Here is a 25,752-nt window from a genome sequence, read left to right as displayed (position 1 = left end):
TCCGGCATAAGCTTAATCGAAAATCGCATTTTCATAATTAATGCGTAAACGGATAAAGCTGCATATGATGCTTCAACATAAATAAAAGATGCAGTAATAAACACTTTATAAGGCAAGGAGTTAGTGAGATGCGCAAGCTTCTGTTATCGGCAGTGGTCGTTTCGCTCGCGTTAGGCCTGGCGGGCTGTGATGATGCGAAAAATAAAGAGACCAATACCCCCCCTGCGGCAAAAAGCGACGCGCCAAAAGAGGGCGGTTCGCTGATTATCGGTATTACCTCCGGCGACCCGTTAGCCGTTAATCCGCTCTATGCCAGTGACCGTACGACGTTAACGATCATGCAGGCGCTCTATGCCCCGCTCTATAGCTTCAACAACGGTAAGATCGAGTGGGGCCTGGCGGAAAGCCTGACGCCCTCCGCCGACAACCTGAGCTATACCCTGACGTTAAAACCCAACCTGAAATGGCAGGACGGACAGCCGCTGACGGCGGACGACGTGGTCTTTACGTTCAATAAGCTGCTGGATGCCAAACAGCACAGCTTCTTCCGCAGCATGTTCACCTACGGCGATAAGCCGGTACAGGTAAGCAAGGTTGACGACCGCACCGTTAAGTTCACCTTACCGCAGGTTAGCGCGGCCTTTACCGGCACTCTGGTTCAAATCTACCCGATTCCGCAGCACGTGTTCGCAGGTGAAGGTGACCTGGAAAAGAGCAGCAAAAACGATGCGCCGGTCGGCTCCGGGCCGTTCAAATTCAAAGAGTACCGCGCCGGACAATACTACGCCCTGACCCGTTTTGACGATTACTGGAACGGCAAAGCGAAGCTTGATTCGGTTACCTACCGTTTCGCCAAAGACAGCAACGCCGCCAACCTGGCGCTGCAAAACGGAGAAATCAACCTCAAGATGGTTGACCCGCAGGATGTAAACCGCCTGAAAAATACCGGTAAGTTTGACTTCGTGGTCTATCCGGAAGGCCGCCTGGCCTATATGACGTTCAACCAGAACGTGTCGGTGATGAAGAGCAAAGCGCTGCGTCAGGCCATCGCGTATGCCATCAACAAAGACGAGCTCACCCAGACCGCGTTTACCTCGCCGGACTACGCTAAACCGGCGACCTCGTTCCTGACGCCCGATACGCTTTACAAGACGGATGACGTTGAACAGTACAAATTCGATCTGCAAAAAGCCAAAGAGCTGCTTAAAGCGTCCGGCGCGCCGGACAACCTCAAGCTGCGCCTGGCGTATGTGAACACCAACAAAACCCAGGAGAGCATGGCACTCTATATTCAGCAGGCGCTGAAGGCGATTGGGGTGAACGTGGAGCTGATGCCGCTGGACTCCAACGCCATGTCTCAGCGCAGCCTTGATATGAACAACACCGCGTGGGAGCTGAACCTGGGCGGCTACATCATGGGCTCCGAGCCGGACGGTTACAAATCGCTGTTCATGAGCAACGAAGCCTATAACTACGCGCACTACAAAAATCCGCAGTTTGATGCCCTGTGGGATAAAGGCGCCGTGGAAACCGACGCCGCGAAACGTGCCGATATCTACAAGCACATTCAGCAGACCGTGGCGAACGACATGACCTACTACCCGATTGCCTATACCAATGCGACCGTCGCGGTGGACAAGCGCTTCGGCGGCACCCAGGAGGCAGAGCCGAAACCGGTCTATCTGTTCCAGGATCTGTCAAAAATCTATCAGAAATAAGTGATTGCCCCGGCCGTCAGGTCGGGGATTTTGTAAGGGCATGTCGTGAACACACTCCTCACCCGTCGGCTGCTGCAGCTGCTGCCGATGCTGTTCTTTATTTCACTGGTGGCGTTTTTGCTGGTCAAACTTGCGCCCGGCGATCCGGTGGCGGCGTACATTACGCCGCGCATGGCCCCGGAAGATATTGAACGTATTCGCCAGAGCCTGGGGCTGGATAAGCCCCTGGTCACGCAGTACGTCCTGTGGCTGAAAAACGTCCTGCAGGGCGATCTCGGCTATTCGCTTATCTACCACCGCCCGGTGCTGGAGATGATCGGCGAACGCATTCCGGCCACGCTGGGGCTGATGGGCGCGTCGCTGCTGATGGCGATCGTGCTGGCGATCCCGCTGGGCCTGCTGGCGGGGGCATTTAAGCACCGCTGGCTGGATCACCTGCTGAACCTGTTCGCCTATATCGGCATCTCGGTGCCGATTTTCTGGTTCGGCATCTTGCTCATTACGGTCTTTGCCGTGCAGCTTAACTGGTTCCCCAGCATGGGTATGCGCACCATCGGCATGGAAGATAACGCGCTGGACGTGCTGCGTCACGGCGTGCTGCCGTGTATTGCCCTCACGTTCTACAACCTCTCCAGCTACGTGCGCTACATCCGCTCCAACACCATCTCGCAGCTCTCGGCTGACTACGTGCAGACCCAGCTGGCCTACGGCGCCACGCGTTCCAGCATTCTGTTCCGCCACGTGCTGAAAAACGTGCTGCTGCCGGTGATTACCCTGTTCGGCCTGTCGTTCGGTGAGCTGATTGTGGGGGCCTATGTGACGGAAAGCGTCTTCTCGTGGCCGGGGATGGGGCTGCTCGGGATCCAGTCGATCGCCTCGCTGGACTACCCGCTGATCATGGCTATCATCATGCTCTCGTCGATGATGCTGATCGTCGGTAACCTGATCGCCGATCTGCTTTATCGCTTCGCCGATCCCCGCATTCGTACGCTGAGGTAACCCGGATGAGCAGACGCTGGCAGCAGGTTCGTCACCAGCTGCGCCGCAACCGTCCGGCGCAGTTCTCCCTGTTTGTGCTTTTTATTTTTGTTGTCGCCGCGCTCTGTGCGGGCCTAAGTCCGTACGATCCGGATCGGATGGCGCTCGGCGCACGCACGCTACCGCCGGATGCCGCGCACTGGTTCGGCACCGACGAGTATGGCCGCGACTACTTCACCCGCGCGCTGTATGGCGGCCAGATCTCCCTGATGGTCGGTTTTCTCGCCATGCTCTTTTCCACGCTTATCGGCACGGTGGTGGGAACGGTGAGCGGCTATTTTGGCGGCTGGCTGGATAACGTGATGATGCGCGCCGTGGATATCCTGATGGCCATTCCGGCCTTCTTCCTGCTGCTGGTGGTGAATGCTTACCTCAAGCCGGGCGTGGATAACATCATTCTGATCATCAGCCTGCTGACGTGGATGAACATGTCGCGGCTGGTGCGCGCAGAAACCTTATCGGTGAAAGAGCGCGAGTATGTGCTTTATGCCCGCGCGTCGGGGGAAAACCCGCTGCGCATTATCGTGCGCCACATTATTCCCGGCGTGCTGCCGACCATTATCGTGGCCGCCACGCTCAATATCGCCTCGGCCATTCTGATGGAGTCGACGCTCAGCTTCTTAGGGCTGGGCGTGCAGGCGCCTGCGGCATCGTGGGGAAGCATGCTCAACAACGCCCAGTCGTATATTGGCGAAGCGTCGTGGCTGGCGATGTTCCCCGGCATTTTGATCCTGCTGACGGTGTTCAGCTTTAACGTGCTGGGCGATGTCTTCCGTACCGCCTTTGAGCCAGGAGCGAATCGCGATGAGTAACTTATTAGCGCTTGAGAACCTGCAAACCACCTTCCGCACCCGCGAGGGCGAGGTTCACGCTGTGCGCGGCGTGAGCTTTCAGGTTCAGCCGGGCGAACTCGTCGGTATCGTCGGCGAGTCGGGCTGCGGGAAAAGCGTCACCTGTAAGTCGATCATTCAGCTTCTGGGGAACAACGGACGGATAACCGGCGGCAGCATCCGCTTCCAGAATGACGATCTGGCGCAGAAAACCCCTGAGCAGATGCGCGCTATTCGCGGCAACGAGATCGCGATGATTTTCCAGGATCCGATGACCGCCCTGAACCCGGTGCTGACCATCGGCAAACAGATGGCGGAGATCCTGATGCGCAATAAAGGACTGACCAAAAAAGCGGCCAAAGCGGCGGCGATCGCCATGCTGGAACAGGTGGGGATTGCCGAAGCGGAACGCCGATACGACCAGTATCCCCACGAGTTTAGCGGCGGGATGCGCCAGCGGGTGATGATCGCGATTGCGCTCTCCTGCAACCCTAAGCTTCTTATTGCCGATGAGCCAACCACCGCGCTGGACGTGACCATTCAGGCGCAGATCCTGCGTCTGCTGAAAAGCCTGCAACAGCAGACCCAAACCGCGATTCTGCTGATCACCCACGATCTCGGCGTGGTGGCGCAGGTCTGCAGCCGCGTGGTGGTGATGTACGGCGGGCTGGTGATGGAGGAGGGGAGCGTGGAGGACATTTTTTATCGCCCTGCGCATCCTTACACTCAGGGTCTGCTGGCCTCGCTGCCGCGCCCGGATGAGGTTAACCAACGCTTATCGCCCATCGAAGGCGCGCCGCCTGGCCTGCTTAACCCGCCGCCGGGCTGTCCGTTCGCCGAACGCTGCCCGAAACGCATGCCCCAGTGTGAACGGCAGCCCGCATTTTACACCGCCGGAGAGGGCCATCGCGCCGCCTGCTGGCTATGGGCCGATAAGGAGATTCAGGCATGAGTGAACAACAGGCGCCATTAGTGAGCGTTCGCGATCTGCGCAAACACTATCCGCTCAACGGCGGTCTGCTGCATAAAGGCGTGGCCGTGAAGGCGGTTGATGGCGTGAGCTTTGATATTCAGCCCGGCGAGACGTTTGGCCTGGTGGGAGAGTCCGGCTGTGGGAAATCCACCCTCGGGCGCGCCATCCTGCGCCTTTTCGATATTACCTCTGGCGAGATCCACTTTGCCGGGCAGGCGATCGCTCACGCCCGCGAAAAAGAGCTCAAGCCGCTGCGTAAGCGGATGCAGGCGATTTTTCAGGATCCTTACTCCTCGCTCAACCCCGGCATGACGGTACGACAGCTGGTGGCCGAGCCGATGCAGATCCACGGCTACAGCCGCGAAGAACAGCGGGAACGTACGGAAACGCTGCTCTACAAAGTGGGGCTGAAGCACGAACACCTTGAACGATTCCCGCATGAGTTCAGCGGGGGGCAGCGTCAGCGCATCAGTATTGCCCGCGCGTTGTCCGTGCGTCCTGAATTTGTGCTGTGCGATGAACCGCTTTCGGCGCTGGACGTCTCGGTGCAGGCGCAGGTGGTGAATATTTTGCAGGATCTGCAGCAGGAGCTGGGGCTGACCTATCTGTTCATCGCCCACGATCTCTCCATGGTGCGCCATATCTCCAGCCGCATTGGGGTGATGTATCTCGGTAAGCTGGTGGAGGTGGCCCCGGCGAATGAACTGTATCAGCGTCCGGCGCACCCCTACACCCGCGCGCTGCTGGCGGCGGTTCCCCGGCCCGATCCGCGCATCCGCAATCTCGAAGACGCCACCCTGCGCGGCGACATTCCAGGCCCCACGTCCGCGCTGCCGGGCTGTAAGTTCTGCAGCCGCTGCCCGCACGCCATGCCGGTTTGCCAGACGCAGGAGCCTGCCATGCGGGAGATTGCGCCAGGGCATTTCGCGGCGTGCTGGTTGTTTAACGTGTAATTAATGCCCCACGCAGGTGTATGATAAATGCCCCTCTGTCAGGTTAATTACAACGTGCAGACGACGACAACCCTTAAAAAAATTGCCGCCTGCCTGTTTTAGGTTGGATACATGCGTAAAGGAAAGTTAAGCAGTGATGCGCCATTCGGGACATTGTTAGGCTATGCGCCCGGTGGCGTGGCGATTTACTCTTCAAATTACGGCAGTCTGGACCCGCGCAACTACCCGGAAGATGCGGATTTTCGCAGCTATATTGGCAACGAATACATGGGCCACAAGTGGCAGTGCGTTGAATTTGCCCGCCGTTTCCTGTTTCTCAACTATGGCTTCGTGTTTACCGACGTCGGCATGGCATGGGAGATCTTCTCCCTGCGCTTTTTGCGTCAGGTGGTGAACGATAACATCCTGCCCCTTCAGGCTTTTGCTAATGGCTCAAAACGCGCGCCGCGGGCCGGGGCGCTGCTGATCTGGCAAAAGGGCGGCGAGTTCCATGAGACCGGCCACGTGGCGGTGATCACCCAGCTTCTGGACGATAAGGTGCGTATCGCCGAGCAGAACGTGATTCACTCTCCGCTGCCGCTCGGGCAGCAATGGACGCGCGAGCTGCGTCTGAGCGTGGAGAACGGGTGTTATACGATCCATGACACTTTCAACGACACGGAGATCCTCGGCTGGATGATCCAGACCGACGACACGGAACACAGCATTCCCCAGCCGGAAATCGACGGCGAACTGCTGAAAATCAGCGGCGCGCGGCTGAAAAACAGGCGTCAGTTCGACGGAAAATGGCTTAACGAAAATGACGCATTGCAGCAGGCGTATATCCGCGCCAACGGCCATGTGATCAACAAAGATCCCTGCCAGTACTTCACCATTACCGAAAGCGCCGAGCAGGAGCTGATCAAGGCCACCAACGAACTGCATCTGATGTACCTGCACGCGACGGACAAGGTGCTGAAAGACGACAGCCTGCTGGCGCTTTTCGACATCCCGAAAATCCTCTGGCCGCGCCTGCGCCTCTCCTGGCAGTGGCGTCGTCACCATATGATCACCGGTCGTATGGATTTCTGCATGGATGAGCGCGGCATCAAGGTCTACGAGTACAACGCGGATTCCGCCTCATGCCATACCGAGGGCGGGCTGATTCTCGAAGAGTGGGTGAAAAACGGCTATCGCGGCAACGGGCATAACCCGGCGGAAGGGCTGCTGGAAGAGCTGACCGGCGCCTGGAAGCACAGTCACGCGCGGCCGTTTGTCCACATCATGCAGGACAACGATGTCGAAGAGGACTATCACGCGCTCTTTATCCAGCGTTCGCTGATGCAGGCCGGGTTTGAAACCAAAATCCTGCACGGGCTGGGGGCTCTGAGCTGGGATGCCGCCGGACAGCTGATTGACGACGAAGGTCGCCACGTCAACTGCGTGTGGAAAACCTGGGCGTGGGAGACGGCGATAGAGCAGATCCGTGAGGTCAGCGAAACCGAATATGCCGCCGTGCCGATCCGCACCGGACATCCTGAAGGCGAGGTGCGCCTGATTGACGTCCTGCTGCGCCCGGAGGTGCTGGTCTTTGAACCGCTGTGGACCGTCATTCCCGGCAACAAGGCGATTCTCCCGGTACTGTGGCAGCTGTTCCCGAACCACCGTTACCTGCTCGACACCGATTTTGAGGTTAACGATCTGCTGAAGCAGACCGGCTATGCCGTCAAGCCGATTGCCGGACGCTGCGGCAGCAATATCGACCTGATTAGCGCCCAGGACGAGCTGCTGGATAAATCCAGCGGCAAGTTTGTCGACCGTAAAAACATCTACCAGCAGCTGTGGTGCCTGCCGAAGGTCGACGGCAAGTACATTCAGGTCTGCACCTTCACCGTGGGTGGGAACTACGGCGGAACCTGCCTGCGCGGCGATGACTCGCTGGTGGTGAAGAAAGAGAGTGATATCGAGCCGCTGATTGTAGTTAAAGATAAGTAGCTCTTACCCGCAGTAAAAAAGCCCCCGCAGGGCATTCTGCGGGGGCTTTTCGTTACTGTTCTTCCTCTTCCAGCCCGTTGATCTTCAGATCGATGATGCGGCCAATCTGGTCATGATAGACCGTCAGCAGGTTGTACTGGCTCATCTCGGAGATGATCTGCGGTGAGACATTAAAGCTGCGGGCCAGCTCCTCCTGGTGAAAATAGCCCGGCTGACGCCGCCTCACGTGGGCGCGGCGGCGGTTGTACTGATACCACAAAATCAGCAGCCAGCCGTTGAGCGCGGCGAACAGTAAATAGATCAACACCGTATTAAAGGACGCAATAATGACGCCCCAGCGGTGGTCGCTCTCCTCGGTGAGCTGCATCCAGAGCCGGGCATACAGGAAAAACAGAAAGCCTCCCCACGCCACCAGCGTTAACGCGGCATCGAAAACACGTGGCAATAGCCGATGTTCGGTCAAAATTAAGGTATTTTCGTTCATTGAATGCTTCCTTTTCCCCGGTCCGGACTGATCCAGCGCGCGCGGGCGCGCTGGCGTTTAAGCATGACTTTTGGAAATGCGACGAGGGTGGTGAACAGGCCAATCATCCAGTACACCATCGGGAACCAGATCACCCAGAAAAGCGAGCTGGCCACCTTCCGTTCATAGCGCCGCTCGATGTACAAACTGACCAGGAACTGCAGGAGGCACATCACCCCCAGCAGCAGCCCGGTAAACTCCGGTGGAAAAAGGCTCTCCACGGTCAGCCTGGCAGGAACAGGGGCGATATGGCTGAGGATAAATAACAGCACCGTCATCGCGTACGCGAAGGCCCACAGCGTTGACAGGGCATACTCAAGAAACAGGGGCCACATGCGGTGATGCTCCCAGCGCACAATCCTGCGCAGGTTGACCAGAAACACCTCCGCGCCGCCCTGGGCCCAGCGCAGACGCTGTTTCCACAGACCCTTGAGCGTCTCCGGCATCAGGATCCAGCACAGCGCCCGCGGCTCGAAAAAGATATCCCAGTGGCGCAGCTGGAGCTTCCAGCTGATGTCGATGTCTTCGGTGATCATGTCCGGGCTCCAGTACCCGACGTCCGCCAGCGCCTGTCGGCGAAAGGCGGCAATAACGCCCGAGACGGTAAAGACCCGGCCATAGATCCGCTGCGTCCGCTTGATGAGCCCAATAATCGATGAGAACTCGCCCACCTGGATGCGACCAATCAGCGTGGAGCGCGTGCGAATACGTGGATTGCCGGTGACTGCCCCAACGTGGGGATACTGAATCAGCGGTGCCACCAGATACGCTGCCGTATCGCGATCGAGCAGGGCGTCACCGTCAATGCAGACCAGCAGATCGCCCCGGGCCGCCGCTGCCCCGGCTTTGAGCGCCAGCGCCTTCCCCTGGTTCTCCGCGAGGTTAATCACCCGCAGGCGCGGATGTTCCTGCGCCAGAGCCTGCAATACCTCCGCCGTGTTGTCAGACGAACCGTCGTTGATGGCGATAACTTCTATATTTTCATACCGCTGATCCAGCGCGGCGCTGATGGTCTCCCGGGCATTTCGTCCCTCGTTAAAGCAGGGGATCAGAATGGAGATGAGCGGCTCACCGGCGAGCGTCGGCGCGGGCGTGTCTTTATCCCACGACCAGTGGCGTTCAAGCTGAAACCAGAAATAGAGGCCGCCGGTTATCCAGAGCACCGACATGAACAGCGGCCAGAAGAACACAAAATCCAGAATCAGCTCACCGGTAAAGAGGGCGGCCACGCCTAACGGCAACCCGAATACCAGACATAAAATAGAAAAGGCGATAATGCGATCAGTCATTGTCAGGATACCAGTACGAAGAAAATACAGGCCTGATACGTGAGATATCAGGTTGGTTGTTGATGAAATCATCGGGGTAGTAGCCGTAGTTTTTGACGCCGTTCAGCTGGAGCACGCGCATCCACTGTGCCAGCTGGCTGTCGGAAACGGCGCGCGGCGGTTGCTTATCCCAGTCTCTGGCCTGCAGCTCGAAAATGGTTTTATCGAGCGCGCCGGGACGCGTGGCGACCGCTTTAACCAGACGCGTCAGCCAGGCATCGCTTTCGTCTACCGGGACGGACTCCATCAACGGCATGGCCATCGGCACCGTCCAGTCATACTCCGCCAGAAAATCGTCAAGATTCTGCGCGAACCACGCCTCGCTTTCGGGCTGCAGAATGGGTAAGGCGAACATATTGCGCGCGGTTTTTATCTGCGGGCCACGGATATGCTTCACCGCCAGGCTCAGGGCGTGGGTAAACCCGATAAGCAGTTGGCTCTTCTGGCGAGTCGTGTCCTGCCCGGCATCGTCCACGTCCGTCAGCACCGCATCGTCATGAAACAAAATCCCATTGAAGCTGGCATAGCGGGACAGATCTTCATAGATGTCCGTCACCTGCTGGCGCACCTGCGGGTCCCACGGGGAGAGCCGGATATAGGGCTCGGTGGCCTCGCTCAGTTGGCCTGTCTGGCGATCCCGGCGCTGCACGCGCGGCAGAGCAGGATCGAGATCGAACGAGAGCACCGGCATCCACGCGAAGACTTTCACGCCCGCGCGGGTTTGCAGCTGCCAGGAGACAAAATTAAAGAGATCGGCCCGGACCGGTAGCCGACGGTTGGGAAAATAGAGCGCCTTGATCCTGCCGTCGCCCTGCGGGTCGGCAAACGCCTGCAGGAAAACATGGCTGATTTTCATGTCGTAGACCCGCTGGATCAGCCTGTTGATATTTTGAGTCTGCTGGGCCGGATCGGGATCGTAAACGTAGTCGAGATCGACGTGCATGACGCGCACGGGCTCGCGCTCCTGAACCTGGCTTACCGTACTGGCAAACGCCTTGAGGGACGGATTACCGGCGATCAGCAGACGAGGGATGTTCCCCAGCTCCTGAACGTTCCCCAGCCCGTCCTCAAGGGTAAAGGCCAGCTGGTAACCCTGCTGTCTGGCGATCGCAAGCGACGTACCGTTAGCAGCGCCGTAGGGCCAGACCCAGGCGCGCGGCGCCTTGCCCGTCACCTGCGTGATTTTTTCGGTCACTTTACGAACGTCATCGCCGATCCGCTGGTTGAACTGATGGTCGGTTTCATAGCGGCCCGTTGCTTTATCATAAAAGCGATTGGCGATCGCCGGTTCGCGGCTGCCCTGCGGGTTGGCCGGAATGCCGTAATGCGAGGCCCAGGTATGCGATCCAATCTCAATCAGCGGGGACTGGCTGAGTTCGCGCACCATGTCCCACGTCGCGAAGCGATCGCGGGGCGTCATCAGGCCGCCGAAGTTAACTTTTTGATTTTCCGGCGTATCCACCCAGCTGCCCACCGGCGCCCACAGCGCAGGAACGTTCCACGCCTGAAGCAGCGGCCAGACGCGGGTGTAAAAGCTGCTGTAGCCGTCGTCAAAGCTGAGCAGAACGGCTTTGGGCGGCAGCGTTTTTTTCCCGTCATGGGCATCCAGGATGTCCTGCACGCTGATGACGTGATAGCCGTTGTGCAGCAGCCAGCTTATCTGCTCGTTTAACGCGCTGGTACGCACGGAGAGGTAGCGCTGATCGGCGGCATCGTCTTCGACGTCGTGGTAGGCCAGTACCAGAAACTGGTTCTGCGGCCAGGGTTTGCTCGCCTCCAGCTGTGGCCGCGCGTTGGGCGCAATAAACGTAAATGCCTGCGCGCAGACGCTCGCGCTGAGGCAGAGCCAGCCGATGAGTATCAGGCTCACGGAAAAACGTGTGTTCATCATCATCATCCTTAAAAGCGTAAAGTCGCATCAAACGTGACGGAGAGGTTGCTCTCGCGTTTGCCGTCGTAAGGGCGCTTGTCCCAGTTCAGCATCACGCCGGTGTCCATGACGTTGTTCCACTGAACGCGTTGTCCGTAACCCAGCAGGGTGATGGCGCCAGCGGACTGATTTTTCTGCCAGTAGCCGCCGCCACCCGCCACGAACTGCTGGCTCCAGAGGGTGTCGTAATGGCGATACATTTCATGGTCGATGGACAGGGCGGCCGTCACGGACAGGTCCCGCGCCGGGTTGTAATAGAGCGTGTCGTGCAGGCTGTTTTTACTGGCGGCGATCCCTGGTTCGAGATCCAGCGTCAGGGACGGGGTCTGCCAGAGACGCTCCTTACCCATGAGGGTGTATTCCTGACGGCGGTTATGGTCTGAGAAGCGGCTGAGGGCGGCGCTGAACTGGTACTCACGGCGCTCGTTTTGATACCAGCGCACCCCGCCTTCACCCCGGTTGGCGCTAATTCCGTTGCGTAACGCCCGCAGGGGCGTGGTGCGCGACAGGCGTTCAAGGCTGCCGCTGACCTGCCAGTTATCCGTCAGAACGTACGAGGTTGAGAGGCGAGCGCCCGGCTTGTTTGCCCCGTGATAGCGGTTGCTGGAGAGCTCGGCTTCGAGCTGGAGGTCGCGTGGTCGCCATTCGACGCCGCCCAACAGGTGACGGCTGGTGCCTTCGCCTTCTTCGAAATTACTCTGCGCATAGCGGGTGCCGGCAAACAGCCGCCAGTTATCCGCTACGGGCGGGCCATAGAGCGTGGCGTCCCAGTTGAGGTCGTGTGTCCCGCTGACGGGGTTATCGGAGTGCAAGCCCTTGCTCGCGTTGAGGCGCAGTTCGGACATATGGTGGACGGTGCGTAGCCTGTCCAGACGCCTGGCGCTGCGATCGACGGGCGTGCGGGTGATGACGTCGTCGGCCAGTAAATCCATCTGCCGCCACTCCTGCAGATCCATGGCGACGTAAGCCTGCTGCTGCTCAAGTTCCAGATTCGAGGGCTCCAGCGCCTCCGCCATTTTCAGCGTTTGCTCGGCCGCGCGCGGCAGACCCCGCGCCTGAAGCAGCGTGGCGTAGTCAATCTGTAATCCCTGATTGCCCGGCGCCGTTGTCGCCAGATGGTGTGCCAGCTTTTCGGCTTCCGGCAGGGCATTCGTCGCCAGCAAATAGTTAAAACGGAGCGACTGCCCGGTAAGCCACAGATCGTTAGGCTGAGGGGTAGGGGAGCCGAAATCGTAACGGGTCCAGGGGACGTTGCGGGTCTGGCGCTCTGCATACCGGCGGGCGGACGGATACTCTCCCGTATCCAGCCAGGCGTAGAAAAGCGCGTGCTCCTCGTCCTGCGGGTCGGAAGCGTATTGCGGATAGCGTTGCAGAAGCGAGAAGGCGGCAGCCGCGTTTTTCTCCTGCAGGTACGCGGAGATCACCCAGCCGATTGCCCAGCCCGGCACCGGATGCTGGGCTGCCGTCAGATCCTGATATTCGCTGATGACCCGCGGGTAATCACCATGGGCGTACAGCGCGCCGAGCCGGTCGATACGCGCAAGGATGATGTCTTCCGCCGCCTGCGGCTCGCGTTGCCAGCGAGCAAGCAGCGCGCCGTAACGATTCAGCGCAGATTGCGCAAGCTGCAGGCGCTCCTTTTCTGTTCGGCCAGGCACATCGGCAAGGCGAACGCTTTCGGCTGCGGCATTCAGCTCAAGGCGACGACGCTCTGCGGGGGACAGCGCCACCTTTTGTGAAAGAAGGAGCGCGGGGGTATTGACCCGGTTATCCGTTAGCGCATCAATCAGCTCCCTGAGGAGCGTTTTATTCTCAGGTGCGATATTCAGCGCGCGCGTGTCTGCTAAGAGCCGATCCCAGCTTTTTCCCTGGCGTAACCAGACATACGCCAGCGTCTGAAGATGCGCCTGAGAGGGATTTTCCGCCACCAGCCGCCGGGCTTCCTGCAGGGCAAGCGTATCTTTGCGGGCATCGGCCAGGGTTTTGATATAGCCGATACGATAATCGTCGTTATCCGGCGCAAGGCTGCGCGCCTTTTCCCAGAGCGCCAGGGCGGGCTGCCACGCCTTTTGATTTCGCCTGGATTGCGCGACAGCCGCAACGCCGCGGGCGGGTAGCGGCATATAAATGCTGTAGCGCTGCCAGACCTGAATAACCTCGTCATCATGACCTGCCCAGGCCGCCACCTGTAACCAGTCCGCGACGTGTTCAGGCGTCAGGGCATGCTGCTGCTGATAACGCTGAAGATAATCGAGAAACGACGTGTAATTACCGTTACGCGCCTGTTGAATCTGTTGCTCATAAACGGATTCCGTAGCCTGAACCAGAACAGGAAAGAGTAATAACAGAAACAATAATGTTGGGGTGCGATAAAAGAATAATGTACTGAAGCTAAGTGATCTTTCCATATCTATTTGCCATTTGTTTATCATGAATCCATTGCATAACACGGCCGCCTTTAAGCTCAGCGTAAAAGGCCATAAATGAGAACATTAAATCTGAATGCAGTGATGTTACGGGGTACTTACTTAAAGGTAATTATGGATCCTCATCTCAGTAGACTGGATGGGAGGTAATGTACACCTGATATGTTGCCGGATAAATATGCTGAAAAGCGGCTGAGTAGTTTTGAGATAATTCTGGAATGAGCAGGTTTTAATGATTATTTTGAATTGGAGGATTAATCGTAACTAACTGAAATAAAATGATTTTATTTTTATTGTGACAGTTTTGTATATATTTTTAATGACGTTTATCCGCCTCAATTAAAGTACTTTCTGGTGCATGTTTGGGAAGTTTCATGACAAAAATTCTTAATGTTTAGAGAAGTGACTTTTCTGCGATTGTTTTTTATTTATAATTAATGGCAGACATTGAATGATAGTCTACAGGAAGTCTTACTCATCAATGTCTGTATTGAGGGATGTCCAAAGCCAGAATACATTTATCGTTAATATAACAGCGCTATAAAACGAAGGCGGCCTTCTTTCTGAAGGATCGTTCTTGCTTTAATCTAAAAGGGATGGTTAGTGGCAACTTCAATAGTGTTAGTGACTCAGGATTGCTACCTTGTCAGGGGAATGCGGATATTTTTTCCGGATATTATCCTGCTCGATTCGATTGACAGAAACATATTTGATAACGGTGCAGATGAATATTCTGTATTGATTGATAGTCGTTGTCCGCTCCGTTTATATGATTACCTGATACGCCATCCGGCCAGAACGAAAAAAACAATCTGCTGCGTTATGCTTGATATGCGTCACCGCGAGGAGAATCTGCTCAGTATGAAGCTGTTTATGAACACGTCGCTTACTGCGCCGGATATGGCCTCGCTGTTTAACCTGGTGCTCAATATGAAGGGCAGGCGCCTGACCACGAAGTGGCTGCTGAATTTACGGCTGAGCACGCACGAAGCGATCATGCTGCGCTTGCTGAGGGCAGGGATGTCGATGGAAGCCATTGCCGATGAGCTGAATACGTCGGTGAAAAGCCTCTACCGCAAACGAACAGCGCTCTCGGAACGCCTGGGGGCGGAGAACTTTAATGAGGCGTGTTTGTTTATCTTTAAAAACAAACTGTTGGACGCAGGTGGGAACGATCCCTAGAGTGGGGAGAGATCAAAAGCAAAATTGCGGGCGGTATTCTGAGCTTTGAGAATGCTGGATGAGGACAACTTCCTGGCCTTGGGTTTGGATTTACTCTGGCTCAAAACGACACAAGGACGTTGTCATGGACACGATTGAAGAGTCTAGTCACCGCTACTGTGTAGCATATCTTCAAATATTTGATTTAAATAAAAATTTTACAAATATCGTCAAGGAGCGATTTATCCGTCAAATTAAGTTAAACTTCGTCACAGGTTTCAGTGAGTTATGGGACGGATGGCAGAATGACGAGCGAAGAAGCACTTTTAAAATCAGGTTTTAGTAAACGAGATCTTCAAAAGCTAAAAAACAATATCGAGAATTACGGTGGTTCGTTTGATAGCGTAACTCATGATCTGGCCAATCGTTTTAAGGCAATGAAGTGGATAACTATTATTGCCTTTATCATACTGGCTTTAACTCTTTTACTTGCATCCAGGGATACAAGTCTGACACTTGCGCTCACGTTATTGATTGTACTCCCTTTTATCTGGTATATAACGCCAGCAAAACTTGGCTACAAATCCTGGCGTTATCGTAAAATGCTGACTAATTCTGGGACGGATCGCTGACGGACAAAAGATCAAAAATAATCTTAGCTTTGACCCCATAACCAGCAATTTTCATTGTAAGCTGCGGGCGGCTCAGTGTGCTCACCTTTCGGTAATAGTCTGTGGGCATATAACGAAACAGTCGCCAGGTACCTGGTCGCCGCAACAAGCCAAAAATGGTATAAGCGTTAGCGGCCAGTGAAATTGATTTGTAGACACCTAACCCGTTCTCACGACTAAAGCCCATAAACTCAGCTGTAGACATCGCGGCATCCGCGACCAGCCCTTCACTGGTAGTGTTGTTCGTTGCGTAGCGAGCCACTTCTTTACTGATGCTGTTTGCCCCGTCAGTAACCAGAACCGCACCAGCAAGGACCCCGAGAGGAGTCATAGTGCCAATAAGGGTAAATCCTGCGGCTATTTCAGCACCGGCCAGGACAACACTAACTGCCGAGATAACATACCCAACAATTTTGTTATTCTCTCGGATGAACTCGACTTTAGCGTAAAGCTTCGCTGCCTTAGTTCGTAATAAACGAGCTTGTTCCAGAAGGTTATAGTTTTCTTCTCTAAGTTTTTTAACGCATTCCATGCATTCTTCATCTGATTTAGCCCGACGAGCTAACGTAAACTGTTGTTCTATGAGGTCCCGAATTTCCTGAATAAACTTCATTCGAGTCAGACCATCGCTGAGATGAAAAGCCGACAGAGTGTTGGCTGTATTTACCAGTTTTCTGGCTTCCATATTCACCATCGTTTCCGCCCAGGCTTTATTTCTTCCACCTGATTGCATCATGTTAAGCAATGCTGCATCCATTGTAATTCCTCTCAATTGCTTTACCGGCATCTGTTTAGACTGATAAACGGCTCCCTCTGACAGCCATGCGTGCCAACGCATGGACAATATAGTAGCAATGTAGTTACGGGGTCTGAAGCAGAAGTCGCTTTTTGCAGCTTCGCTCCTCGGCCTGCTTTGTCGCCGGTGCTCACATGTGTTGTGCCACTCCTGCTCCAGTGAATAGCTGCCCTACATATCTGAAAGCAATCTTTGCACTTTCGATAAAGCCGGATGACGGGGAGAGCCCCTATCCTGTTGAGTAATTTACTCATTTCGCTGAGTGGTTGGCGGGGTCAGTCCATGTTGAGGGCAGGGATGTTAATGGAGGAGGTTGCAGGCGAGCTGAATACGTCGGTGAAAAGTCTCTATCGTAAACGGACGGCGCTCTCGGAACGGCTGGGGGCGGAGAATTTTAATGAGGCGTGTTTGTTTATCTTCAAAAACAAACTGCTGGGCGCAGGTAGTAACGATCCCTGGGTTGGGGAGAGACCAAAAGCATAAAACTGTCTTGCGGGCGCTATTCTGAGTTTTAAGAAAAATGGACGGTGACAGCATCCTTGTTTCAGATATGGATTTACTCTGGCTCAAAACGAGAGAAAGGACGCTGTAATGGACACGGTTGAAGAGTCTGGTGGAACATATTTCTATCACGGTAATGCTAACGTAACAGCGCAGGAGCTATTTTTGCTCATATTTGCTGAAGGTCTTGCAAATCATATAGGGGTGACGGTTGAGACTGCTGCAACCATTTTGGCTGGGCAACCCCTTCTGCCTAAGCGAAAGGTCCTGGGTGCATCCGGATCACGGACAAGTATTGCCTCGAAAGTGGCGCGGCGTATTTTAAAGGGAGCACGTTTCCCCGATGGCATAAGGGTCGAAACCACCATTGGTATGGGTAAGACACGTCTAACAAACAAGGTCGGGGCAGCAGTAGGGCGGGCGGTTCCGTATGTTGGCTATACTCAGGCGGTGATTATTTTTATTACGGTTGCCAGAGAAACGAGAAGCAAGTACAACCTCATCGCGCGACCTAAAGATCGTATTGCCTGGACATACTTCTGATGTTGCTTCCTGATGAGCAAGAATTACTAGATTACATCACTGAGAATTATAGTGACCGTAAAACTCCGGCAAGGAAAGAATGGACCTTCCAGGAGCATTTCAATCTCGTACCAGAAGATCTTGAGGACATGCTGCTTGACCTTTTCACCCGGTATGGAATTGAATATAGCAACTTTGTGATGGACCATTATTTTGAACCGGAGCTGTATTGGTTTCAATTTCGGCTCAGAAAAAAATTCCGCGATCGGCAGTACAAGCCGCTAAATCTCGAAATGATTATTGAGTCGGCAAAAGCGGGGCGCTGGCTATATGACTAAGGGGCTGAAAGCCCCTTATGATGTTTACGCCGATTGACGCTCGTTCCATGCATCACTAAAGATGATGTTCCCATCGTTATGCTTCCAGGTGATTTTCTCGTACCTGAGTTCGATGGTTTCCATATGGTTTTCGTTAGGGTTATCGCCTGAAGCCATCGCAGGGGAAATCGACACTATCCTAACGTCTTCAAGCAACATGTTGAAATACTCTTCTTCCATGCCAGAGTAATTTATCCGATACCACTTTATCTCAGCTGATGACAGGTTTTGACCTGTCGCAACGGCTTTGTAGAGGTATGGGCTTGAACAATCGAATTCCTTAATGATCAACATAGGTGAGTGCATTCGCGTACCGGTTATTTTACCGGTTGCGTTATCTGTTGGGATAACAAGGTTATGATGAAAACCTTTCACTTCAATGCTGCATTCTCTGTGTTGAACATCAACTCCGCCTTTAATCAACGCGCCACCATCGTCCTTCAGCCATAGATAAGCCGGTATAGCCATTCGAATATTCCTTCCTTTTTGCGTGTGGATCTCCATCCTGCTTTCGCAGACCATTCGGGCAAGCGTATACGCGTAGCTGGTATAGAAGTTCAAAACAGATCATGTTTACGGCCTGTCTTTGTTTTTTTAAGACAATGACTTGTTATTTTTTAATCAAAAATTAAAAGTAAGTCTGACGCTGGAAGCGTAATACTATGTCAGTGATTGGCTGTATGAACTGCTGGACTAGCGCAAAAGCAAAAACCCGCCACGAGGGCGGGTTCTTTAAATAGTGGTGCCCGGACTCGGAATCGAACCAAGGACACGGGGATTTTCAATCCCCTGCTCTACCGACTGAGCTATCCGGGCAACGGGGCGCATTAAACCCGATCTGCCCGGTGGCGTCAACGAAAAATGTTGTTTTCGTTACAGACTGCGCAATCTCTCACCATTTCGCCGCATCCTTAAGCGAAAAAGTGCGTCCAGAGCGCGGAGAGCGGCATGGCGAGCAGCAGTGCGGGCAGCATGTTCACCACGGCAAACATCTTAATCCCACAGATACGCAGCCCGGTAGCCAGCAGCAGCAGGCCGCCGACGGCGGTAAAGTCTGCCATCATCGCTGGCGTGGTGAGCGGAAGAATCAACGTGGCGCAGGTAGCCAGTGCCAGCTGGATCAGCAGCATCGGGACGCAAATCGCCGCCACGGCGACGCCAAGAGTAGTGGCGAAAATGGTGGCGGTGAAGAAATCAAGAAACGCCTTCGCAATCAATATGCTCGGGTCGCCCGTCATCCCTTCCTGCATCGAACCGAAAATCCCGGTGCCGCTGGCGCAAAACAGAATGATGATGGCGACATAGTTTTGAATAAACGACTCGTGCGTGCCGTGTTTCGCCTTGCCGCCGGGTCGGGCAATCAGGTTTTTGGCTTTACTCACCGCGCCGTTAATGCCTTTTTCCAGATAGCAGAACTCGCCAATCAGCGCGCCGAGCAGGGTGGCCAGCACCATCACCGGCAGGTTGGCGCATTTGATGACTAAAAGAATACCGATCCCTAACGATGCCAGGCCGAATATCGAGGGCATGGAGGTGCGAATCCGCTCCGGCAACCGCTGGCTCAGCACGGCGCCGAGTACGCCGCCCAGCAATACGGCTCCTGCGTTGATAAATGGCCCGATAACCAAAGTTAACTCCTGTTATTTAATCATTGATATTGCATTATTATGGCACGTCAGGCCTGCTCGAGCCTTAGCTTTGGGTGGTTTCGTGCATACTGATTCCTTCTTGCACCTCAAAATAAAAGGTGACATTATTGCGCGAATTTTCTCCTCCCTGTCTCACCGCTCGGTGAGGGTAACTGCGCCTATGAAAACCATGAAAATTGCCGTCAGCCGCGAGCTGGTCTCCACCGTGTCTACGCACCGCGAAAAGGTGACGCTGGACAGCACTGATTTTACCGATGTGGCGGCCGTCGTCATCACAACAGCTGAAAGTCGCAGCGGCATTCTTGCACTGCTGAAACGTACGGGCTTTCAGCTACCGGTGTTTATTTTCTCGCAGGAGGCAACGGACGTACCTGACGGTGCCACCGCGGTCATCTCGGGTAAAGCTCAGGAGTTTCTGGAACTGGAAACTGCTGCCAGCCGTTATGAAGAGAATTTGCTGCCGCCGTTTTTCGACACCTTGAGTCAGTATGTGGAGATGGGCAACAGCACTTTCGCCTGCCCGGGACACCAGCACGGCGCCTTTTTCAAAAAACACCCGGCAGGGCGGCAGTTCTATGATTTCTTCGGTGAGAACGTGTTTCGCGCCGACATGTGCAATGCCGACGTGAAGCTGGGCGATCTGCTGATCCACGAAGGGTCCGCCAAGCACGCGCAAAAGTTCGCGGCGAAAGTGTTCAACGCGGATAAAACCTACTTCGTGCTGAACGGAACGTCGGCGGCCAACAAGGTAGTGACCAACGCGCTGCTCACCCGCGGCGACCTGGTGCTGTTCGACCGCAACAACCATAAATCTAACCACCACGGGGCGCTGATCCAGGCGGGTGCCACGCCGGTTTATCTGGAGGCTGCACGTAACCCGTTTGGCTTTATTGGCGGGATTGACGAGCACTGCTTTGACGACGCGTATCTGCGGGACCTGATCCGCGAGGCGGCGCCGGAGAAAGCCGACGAGGCGCGTCCGTTCCGCCTGGCGATCATTCAGCTCGGCACCTACGATGGGACGATCTACAACGCCCGTCAGGTGATCGACAAGATCGGCCATCTCTGCGACTACATCCTCTTTGACTCCGCCTGGGTGGGCTACGAGCAATTTATTCCGATGATGGCGGCAACGTCCCCGCTGTTGCTGGAGCTGAACGAGAACGATCCGGGCATTTTTGTGACCCAGTCGGTGCACAAACAGCAGGCCGGGTTCTCACAAACGTCGCAGATCCATAAAAAGGATAACCACATCCGCGGTCAGGCGCGTTTCTGCCCGCACAAGCGGCTGAACAACGCCTTTATGCTGCATGCCTCCACCAGCCCGTTTTACCCGCTGTTCGCCGCGCTGGATGTGAATGCCAAGATCCACGAAGGGGAAAGCGGGCGCAGGCTGTGGGCCGAGTGCGTTGAGCTGGGGATTGAAGCGCGTAAGGCAATCATTGCCAACTGTCATATGATCAAACCGTTTATCCCACCGGTGGTGGCGGGGCGGCCGTGGCAGGATCATCCGACGCACGCCATTGCCAGCGAGCTGCACTTCTTCAGCTTTGAGCCGGGGGCCAAATGGCACGGGTTTGAGGGCTATGCTCACGAGCAGTACTTTGTCGACCCGTGCAAGCTGCTGCTGACCACGCCGGGCATCGATGCCGAAACCGGGGAGTACACTGATTTCGGGATCCCGGCGACGATTCTGGCGCACTACCTGCGCGAAAACGGCATCGTGCCGGAGAAATGCGACCTCAACTCGATCCTGTTCCTGCTGACGCCTGCCGAAAGCAGCGAGAAGCTGGCGCAGCTGGTGGCGATGCTGGGCCAGTTTGAACAGCATATTGAAGACGACACGCCGCTGGCGGACGTGCTGCCGACGATCTTCCAGAAATACCCGGTGCGCTACCGGGATTACACCCTTCGCCAACTGTGCCAGGAGATGCACGATCTCTACGTCAGCTTTGACGTCAAGGATCTGCAGAAGGCGATGTTCCGCAAGGAGAGCCTGCCTGATGTGGTGATGAACCCGCAGGATGCCAATCAGGCGTATATTCGCGGAGAGGTTGAGCTGGTTCGCATACGGGATGCCGAAGGGCGAATTGCGGCCGAAGGAGCGCTGCCCTATCCGCCGGGCGTGCTGTGCGTGGTGCCGGGTGAAGTCTGGGGCGGGGCGGTACAGCGTTACTTCCTGGCGCTGGAAGAGGGGATCAACCTGCTGCCGGGCTTCTCGCCGGAGCTGCAGGGGGTTTACAGCGAGAAGGATGCTGACGGGATCAAGCGGCTGTATGGGTATGTGTTGAGATAGTGCGGGCTGCAGCCCTCACCCTAACCCTCTCCCACAGGGAGAGGGAACCTTTCATCAAACCGCACTACGCTTGTACATCCTCCTCGGATGCCCAATCTTGCCGTACAGCATCTCCACCGTCAGAAAACCCGCCTCCACGCAGTGTTCCAGATAGCGCCGGGTGGTGGTTTTGCTTAATCCCGTTTCGCTCACCACCTCATCCACGGTAAAGCAGTGCGTTGCCTTGTCGTTAAACAGCGACTGCACCCGCGCCAGCGTATTTTCCTCAATGCCCTTGCTGCCGTTGTCCAGGCGGTAGTTTTTCGCCTGTAGCTGATACAGCGAATCCACGTTCTGCTGGTCGACAATCTTCCAGACCCGCTGCTGTTCGGCAAACTGCACAAACCGCTCCAGCGACTGGCTGAGCCGCTTCCAGGAGACGGGTTTGAGGATGTAGTCGAACGCGCCGTTGCGAATCGCCTGGCTGCAGGTGTCCATATCGCTGGCGGCGGTAATAAAAATCACCGAGCAGTTGGCGCGGGCCAGCATGGGGTTATTGATCAACGAGATCCCTTTGCCGTCCGGCAGATAGTTATCCAGCAGCACCAGCTGCGGCTGTTTGTTTGCAAGTTCTGCCTGAGCCGCAGCCAGCGACGAGGCAATGCCCACCAGCCTCAGTCGCGGATGTTTGCTTATCAGCTCCGCGTGCAGTTGCGCCAGCTCGTTCTCGTCTTCAACAATCAGTACGTCGATAAGTTCATGTTGCATAGTCGGTGTCTTCCAGTTGCCGGGCGGTTCCCGTGGCCGGGATAAACAAGGAGAAAATGGCGCCGCGCGGGGTATTATCGGCAACTTCTATCGCGCCGCCAGCCTGTGTGACATAGCTTTCGATCAGATACAGGCCAATCCCATGATCGCCGCGTGTTTTGGTGGTGATGCCGCGTTCAAAGATCCGGTCACGGATCTCCGGTGTAATGCCAACGCCCTGGTCGGCGACTTCAATAATCAGCTCCTGGTCGCTGAGTTTTATCAGCACTTCTACCGGCGCATGGGGAAGCGGCGATCGCTGCGTCGCTTCGATGGCGTTATCCAGCAGGTTGCCAATAATTGAAATCAGCTCTTGTTCCCCCAGCGGCAGGAACGGTCTGTCCAGCCGACAGGCCGGGTCGAAGCACAGCTCGACGCCTTTCTCCCGCGCGCGGGCGGCTTTCCCCAGCAGCAGGCCGCACAGGGTCGGAGAGCTGAAGCGCGAAGAGATAAAGTCCAGCAACTCCTGGGCATGCTCCGACTGCGCCTGAATGTAGCCAATGGCTTCCTCATAGCGGCCCATATGCAGCAGGCCGGAGAGCGTGGTCATTCGGTTTAACTGCTCATGGCGCATAATACGCAGGTTATCGACATAGCGTTTTACCTGGCTGAGCTGGGCGCTCAGCGAGTCGATTTCATTGCGATCGCGGAAGGTGATCACCCACCCCTGCAGCGACCCCTCAAGCATGATGTGCACCCGGCTGGCAATTACCGTGAGATCGTTAAAACGGCAAATCTCGTCATGGGTATCTTTCGCCAGCATCGTCTGCGTGTCGAAGAACGGGACCGGATCGATAACCTGGCTTATCAGCTGCCCGCGCAGCTCCCGGGCCGGCTGGCTCAGACCCAGCAGCTTGCGCGCCGCCTGGTTGATCACTTCAATCCGTCGCCGATCGTCAATGGCAATCACCCCTTCATAAATAGACTCCATTAGCGCCTTCTGCTGGCGCACCAGCAACCCGATTTCTCGCGGCTCAAGAGAGAAGATCTGCTTCTTGATGCTGCGGGTAAAGAACCAGGAGAAGATAAAGAGAGCGATCAGCAGCAGCACGGCGGCAATCAGGATATTGACCACCTTACTGACGGTAATGGTGTCCAGGTAGCTGGTGAGATAGCCGACAGAAACAATGCCGACCACCTGTCCGGCAGCGTTGAAGATGGGGGCCTTACTGCGCAGCGAAATACCCAACCCGCCTTTGCGAATGGTGGTGGTGCTTTTACCCTGCAATACGGCTTCGTTGTCTCCGCCAACCAGGGTTGTGCCCACTCTGTCGGCAAAGACGGAGTGAAAAAGATGCTGACCCTTATTATCACCAATCACAATAAAGCTGGCGTCACTGTGCGCAGAAATCTTCTGCATAAAATCATGGATGGCGCTGATATTTTTTTGTTCAACTTCATTACGCAATGTCGGAATAAGTGCAATTTCTTCAGCCTGTATTTTGGCTCGCGTACTCATTTCCTGATATAGCTGTTTCCCGACGTCGGCATAATAATATCCGCCCAGTAACGCAAAAAGTACTGAGAAAAAGGCAACCAGCGAAATAAACAACTTGATCTGGAAAGAGACTTTCATAACTATCACGCAAGGTAGCAGCAAAGATCGCCAATATATCATCTTTTTTCACGCGGACGCCCGCTTTGCCGAAAACTTGTGATCCCTTGCACAGCGGGCGCTGTAAAAGCGTTATCCTAAAGTCTGCCGTGCCTCTGGCTGCATGAACAAATGTTATTTGTTTGTTCGATTCGGAAAAGAAACCATAAAAACCACGCTAATAAATAAGGTATAAATCACATTAAATAAAAGAAACCATTAAAACCATAGCTGCCATTAAAACTTCGCTTTTAATATGCCATTCCTCACATAAAGTAAGCCTTTGTGACTCTAAGCTGAACGCACAAAATAACCAAGGGGCTTATTATGAGCACAACTGACGATTCTTTCTCTGTTACCCACGACCCGATTGAAATTCAGCGACCTTCGCTCAAAGAGCGTTGGTGGCATATTATGGATACCTGGAAAATTGGGATTATTCCTCTGCCGCTGTTCGTTCTGGCGGGTGCACTGATCGCGATTGATTGCCTGGGCGGAAAACTGCCGAGCGATATCGTGGTGATGGTGGCAACGCTGGCCTTCTTCGGCTTTGCCTGCGGCGAGTTTGGCAAACGCCTGCCGATTGTCGGCAAGCTCGGCGCGGCGGCGATTTGCGCCACCTTTATTCCTTCCGCGCTGGTCTACTATGGCCTGCTGCCGGACGTGGTGGTCGAGTCCACCACCAAGTTCTACAAATCCACCAACATTCTCTATCTCTATATCTGCTGCATTATTGTCGGCAGCATCATGAGCATGAACCGCACGGTGCTGATTCAGGGCTTCCTGCGCATCTTCTTCCCGATGCTGTGCGGCGAAATCGTCGGCATGCTGGTGGGGATGGGCGTCGGTCTGGCGCTGGGTCTTGAGCCGTTCCAGATCTTCTTCTTTATCATTCTGCCTATTATGGCGGGCGGCGTCGGGGAAGGGGCGATCCCGCTTTCCATCGGCTATGCCACCTTACTGCACATGGACCAGGGCGTGGCGCTCGGCCGCGTGTTGCCGATGGTGATGCTCGGCGGTCTGACGGCGATCATCATCTCCGGCTGCCTGAACCAGCTCGGTAAACGTTTCCCGCACCTGACCGGTGAAGGCCAGCTGATGCCTAACCGCGCCAATGCCGATACCACCGTCTCTCAGCCTGCGTTCTCCGGCAAAGCGGATGTGACCACTATCGCCTCCGGCGCGCTGCTGGCGGTGCTGCTCTACATGCTGGGCATGCTCGGCCACAAGCTGATTGGCCTGCCTGCTCCGGTCGGCATGCTGTTTATGGCGGTGCTGGTGAAGCTCTGCAACGGCGCTTCTCCACGCCTGCTGGAAGGTTCTCAGGTGGTGTACAAATTCTTCCAGACTTCTGTGACCTACCCGATCCTCTTCGCCGTTGGCGTGGCCATCACCCCATGGCATGAACTGGTGGCGGCGTTCACCGTCAGCAACCTGCTGGTGATTGTCAGCACCGTTTCTGCACTGGTCGCCACCGGCTTCTTCGTCGGCAAAAAGATTGGTATGCACCCGATTGATGTCGCCATCGTCTCCTGCTGCCAGAGCGGCCAGGGCGGTACCGGCGACGTGGCGATCCTGACCGCAGGCAACCGCATGAGCCTGATGCCGTTCGCCCAGATTGCTACCCGTATCGGCGGCGCGATTAACGTCTCTGTCTCACTGCTGATTCTGGGCAACTTCCTCGTTTAAGTTTTCAGGAAAGAACA

General features: G+C 55.4%; 21 protein-coding genes, 1 tRNA gene and 1 pseudogene. 13 read left to right on the top strand and 10 right to left on the bottom strand.

Going from position 1 to position 25,752, the window contains the following annotated elements:
* Positions 1–128 precede the first annotated feature (128 nt).
* The 6 genes from ACMGG5_RS02260 to gss all read left to right on the top strand — a co-directional run bounded on the left by ACMGG5_RS02260 (position 129) and on the right by gss (position 7,486).
* Entirely contained in the window at positions 129–1,718 is a 1,590-nt protein-coding gene (locus tag ACMGG5_RS02260; protein WP_420277441.1) for an ABC transporter substrate-binding protein, read from the top strand.
* Between the two features lie 45 nt (positions 1,719–1,763).
* Positions 1,764–2,717, top strand: coding sequence for an ABC transporter permease subunit (locus ACMGG5_RS02255; RefSeq protein ID WP_024906524.1), 954 nt, complete (start codon positions 1,764–1,766; stop codon positions 2,715–2,717).
* Between the two features lie 5 nt (positions 2,718–2,722).
* Positions 2,723–3,568: an ABC transporter permease gene (locus ACMGG5_RS02250; RefSeq protein ID WP_248272407.1), complete on the top strand. Its 846-nt coding sequence runs from the start codon at positions 2,723–2,725 to the stop codon at positions 3,566–3,568.
* Complete coding sequence (locus ACMGG5_RS02245; protein ID WP_024906525.1) at positions 3,561–4,538, top strand: ABC transporter ATP-binding protein; 978 nt, start codon at positions 3,561–3,563, stop codon at positions 4,536–4,538. Before ACMGG5_RS02250 ends, ACMGG5_RS02245 begins: the two co-directional genes overlap by 8 nt.
* A complete protein-coding gene (locus tag ACMGG5_RS02240; RefSeq protein WP_090418654.1) occupies positions 4,535–5,512 on the top strand; it encodes an ABC transporter ATP-binding protein in 978 nt (325 codons plus the stop codon). Before ACMGG5_RS02245 ends, ACMGG5_RS02240 begins: the two co-directional genes overlap by 4 nt.
* A gap of 111 nt (positions 5,513–5,623) precedes the next feature.
* Positions 5,624–7,486, top strand: a complete 1,863-nt coding sequence (gss, locus tag ACMGG5_RS02235; RefSeq protein ID WP_024906527.1) for a bifunctional glutathionylspermidine amidase/synthase — start codon at positions 5,624–5,626, stop codon at positions 7,484–7,486.
* A 52-nt stretch (positions 7,487–7,538) separates the two neighbouring features.
* On the opposite strand, the gene pgaD is transcribed toward gss, so the two are convergent.
* The 4 genes from pgaD to pgaA are packed head-to-tail and all read right to left on the bottom strand — an operon-like array spanning position 7,539 to position 13,675.
* A complete protein-coding gene (pgaD, locus tag ACMGG5_RS02230; RefSeq protein WP_061714482.1) occupies positions 7,539–7,970 on the bottom strand; it encodes a poly-beta-1,6-N-acetyl-D-glucosamine biosynthesis protein PgaD in 432 nt (143 codons plus the stop codon).
* Positions 7,967–9,298: a poly-beta-1,6-N-acetyl-D-glucosamine synthase gene (gene pgaC, locus ACMGG5_RS02225; protein ID WP_208763251.1), complete on the bottom strand. Its 1,332-nt coding sequence runs from the start codon at positions 9,296–9,298 to the stop codon at positions 7,967–7,969. Before pgaC ends, pgaD begins: the two co-directional genes overlap by 4 nt.
* Entirely contained in the window at positions 9,291–11,228 is a 1,938-nt protein-coding gene (gene pgaB / locus ACMGG5_RS02220) for a poly-beta-1,6-N-acetyl-D-glucosamine N-deacetylase PgaB (RefSeq protein WP_420277438.1), read from the bottom strand. The genes pgaC and pgaB overlap by 8 nt, the downstream gene beginning before the upstream one ends.
* An 8-nt stretch (positions 11,229–11,236) precedes the next feature.
* On the bottom strand, positions 11,237–13,675 hold the full coding sequence (gene pgaA, locus ACMGG5_RS02215; RefSeq protein WP_420277437.1) for a poly-beta-1,6 N-acetyl-D-glucosamine export porin PgaA: 2,439 nt from the start codon (positions 13,673–13,675) through the stop codon (positions 11,237–11,239).
* Positions 13,676–14,347: 672 nt separating this feature from the next.
* Here pgaA and ACMGG5_RS02210 point away from each other — a divergent pair.
* A complete protein-coding gene (locus ACMGG5_RS02210) occupies positions 14,348–14,875 on the top strand; it encodes a helix-turn-helix domain-containing protein (protein WP_048990453.1) in 528 nt (175 codons plus the stop codon).
* A 284-nt stretch (positions 14,876–15,159) separates the two neighbouring features.
* A complete protein-coding gene (locus ACMGG5_RS02205) occupies positions 15,160–15,486 on the top strand; it encodes a hypothetical protein (RefSeq protein ID WP_071994442.1) in 327 nt (108 codons plus the stop codon).
* Here the strand turns inward: ACMGG5_RS02205 and ACMGG5_RS02200 are convergent.
* Positions 15,464–16,282 carry a DUF4225 domain-containing protein gene (locus ACMGG5_RS02200; protein ID WP_024906534.1) on the bottom strand — a complete coding sequence of 273 codons (819 nt, stop codon included), beginning with the start codon at positions 16,280–16,282 and terminating at the stop codon, positions 15,464–15,466. The genes ACMGG5_RS02205 and ACMGG5_RS02200 overlap by 23 nt on opposite strands.
* Positions 16,283–16,603: 321 nt before the next feature.
* On the opposite strand from ACMGG5_RS02200, the pseudogene ACMGG5_RS02195 reads away from it, so the two are divergent.
* The 3 genes and pseudogenes from ACMGG5_RS02195 to ACMGG5_RS02185 all read left to right on the top strand — a co-directional run.
* A pseudogene (locus tag ACMGG5_RS02195) lies at positions 16,604–16,804 on the top strand (hypothetical protein); the annotation flags it as partial.
* A 108-nt stretch (positions 16,805–16,912) separates the two neighbouring features.
* Positions 16,913–17,365 (top strand): STM2901 family protein, encoded by a 453-nt coding sequence (locus ACMGG5_RS02190; RefSeq protein WP_024906536.1) that lies wholly within the window; start codon positions 16,913–16,915, stop codon positions 17,363–17,365.
* Entirely contained in the window at positions 17,365–17,682 is a 318-nt protein-coding gene (locus ACMGG5_RS02185; RefSeq protein WP_024906537.1) for a DUF1493 family protein, read from the top strand. The genes ACMGG5_RS02190 and ACMGG5_RS02185 overlap by 1 nt, the downstream gene beginning before the upstream one ends.
* A 24-nt stretch (positions 17,683–17,706) precedes the next feature.
* Here ACMGG5_RS02185 and ACMGG5_RS02180 read toward each other — a convergent pair whose 3' ends face one another.
* The 3 genes from ACMGG5_RS02180 to ACMGG5_RS02170 all read right to left on the bottom strand — a co-directional run bounded on the left by ACMGG5_RS02180 (position 17,707) and on the right by ACMGG5_RS02170 (position 19,349).
* Positions 17,707–18,189, bottom strand: a complete 483-nt coding sequence (locus ACMGG5_RS02180; protein ID WP_061714485.1) for an Hcp family type VI secretion system effector — start codon at positions 18,187–18,189, stop codon at positions 17,707–17,709.
* Positions 18,190–18,461: 272 nt separating this feature from the next.
* Positions 18,462–18,537 (bottom strand) — tRNA-Phe (locus ACMGG5_RS02175).
* Between the two features lie 95 nt (positions 18,538–18,632).
* Entirely contained in the window at positions 18,633–19,349 is a 717-nt protein-coding gene (locus tag ACMGG5_RS02170; RefSeq protein ID WP_048989588.1) for a DUF554 domain-containing protein, read from the bottom strand.
* A 181-nt stretch (positions 19,350–19,530) separates the two neighbouring features.
* On the opposite strand from ACMGG5_RS02170, the gene ACMGG5_RS02165 reads away from it, so the two are divergent.
* The gene (locus ACMGG5_RS02165) at positions 19,531–21,666 is read left to right on the top strand and encodes an ornithine decarboxylase (protein ID WP_420277436.1); all 2,136 of its coding nucleotides are present in this window, start codon (positions 19,531–19,533) and stop codon (positions 21,664–21,666) included.
* 54 nt (positions 21,667–21,720) lie between these two features.
* Here the strand turns inward: ACMGG5_RS02165 and ACMGG5_RS02160 are convergent, their stop codons facing one another.
* A complete protein-coding gene (locus ACMGG5_RS02160) occupies positions 21,721–22,413 on the bottom strand; it encodes a response regulator (RefSeq protein ID WP_090418633.1) in 693 nt (230 codons plus the stop codon).
* Positions 22,403–24,028: a sensor histidine kinase gene (locus tag ACMGG5_RS02155; RefSeq protein WP_248272401.1), complete on the bottom strand. Its 1,626-nt coding sequence runs from the start codon at positions 24,026–24,028 to the stop codon at positions 22,403–22,405. The genes ACMGG5_RS02160 and ACMGG5_RS02155 overlap by 11 nt, the downstream gene beginning before the upstream one ends.
* A 345-nt stretch (positions 24,029–24,373) precedes the next feature.
* On the opposite strand from ACMGG5_RS02155, the gene ACMGG5_RS02150 reads away from it, so the two are divergent.
* Positions 24,374–25,735 (top strand): 2-hydroxycarboxylate transporter family protein, encoded by a 1,362-nt coding sequence (locus tag ACMGG5_RS02150; protein ID WP_032650157.1) that lies wholly within the window; start codon positions 24,374–24,376, stop codon positions 25,733–25,735.
* The last annotated feature ends 17 nt before the right edge of the window (positions 25,736–25,752 follow it).

This window comes from Enterobacter sp. BNK-34 (assembly GCF_048684445.1).
In the GTDB taxonomy this organism is placed as follows: Bacteria; Pseudomonadota; Gammaproteobacteria; order Enterobacterales; family Enterobacteriaceae; genus Enterobacter; species Enterobacter pseudoroggenkampii.
The sequence above is the reverse complement of the archived record's forward strand: the minus strand, read 5'-3'. Positions and strand labels throughout refer to the sequence as shown.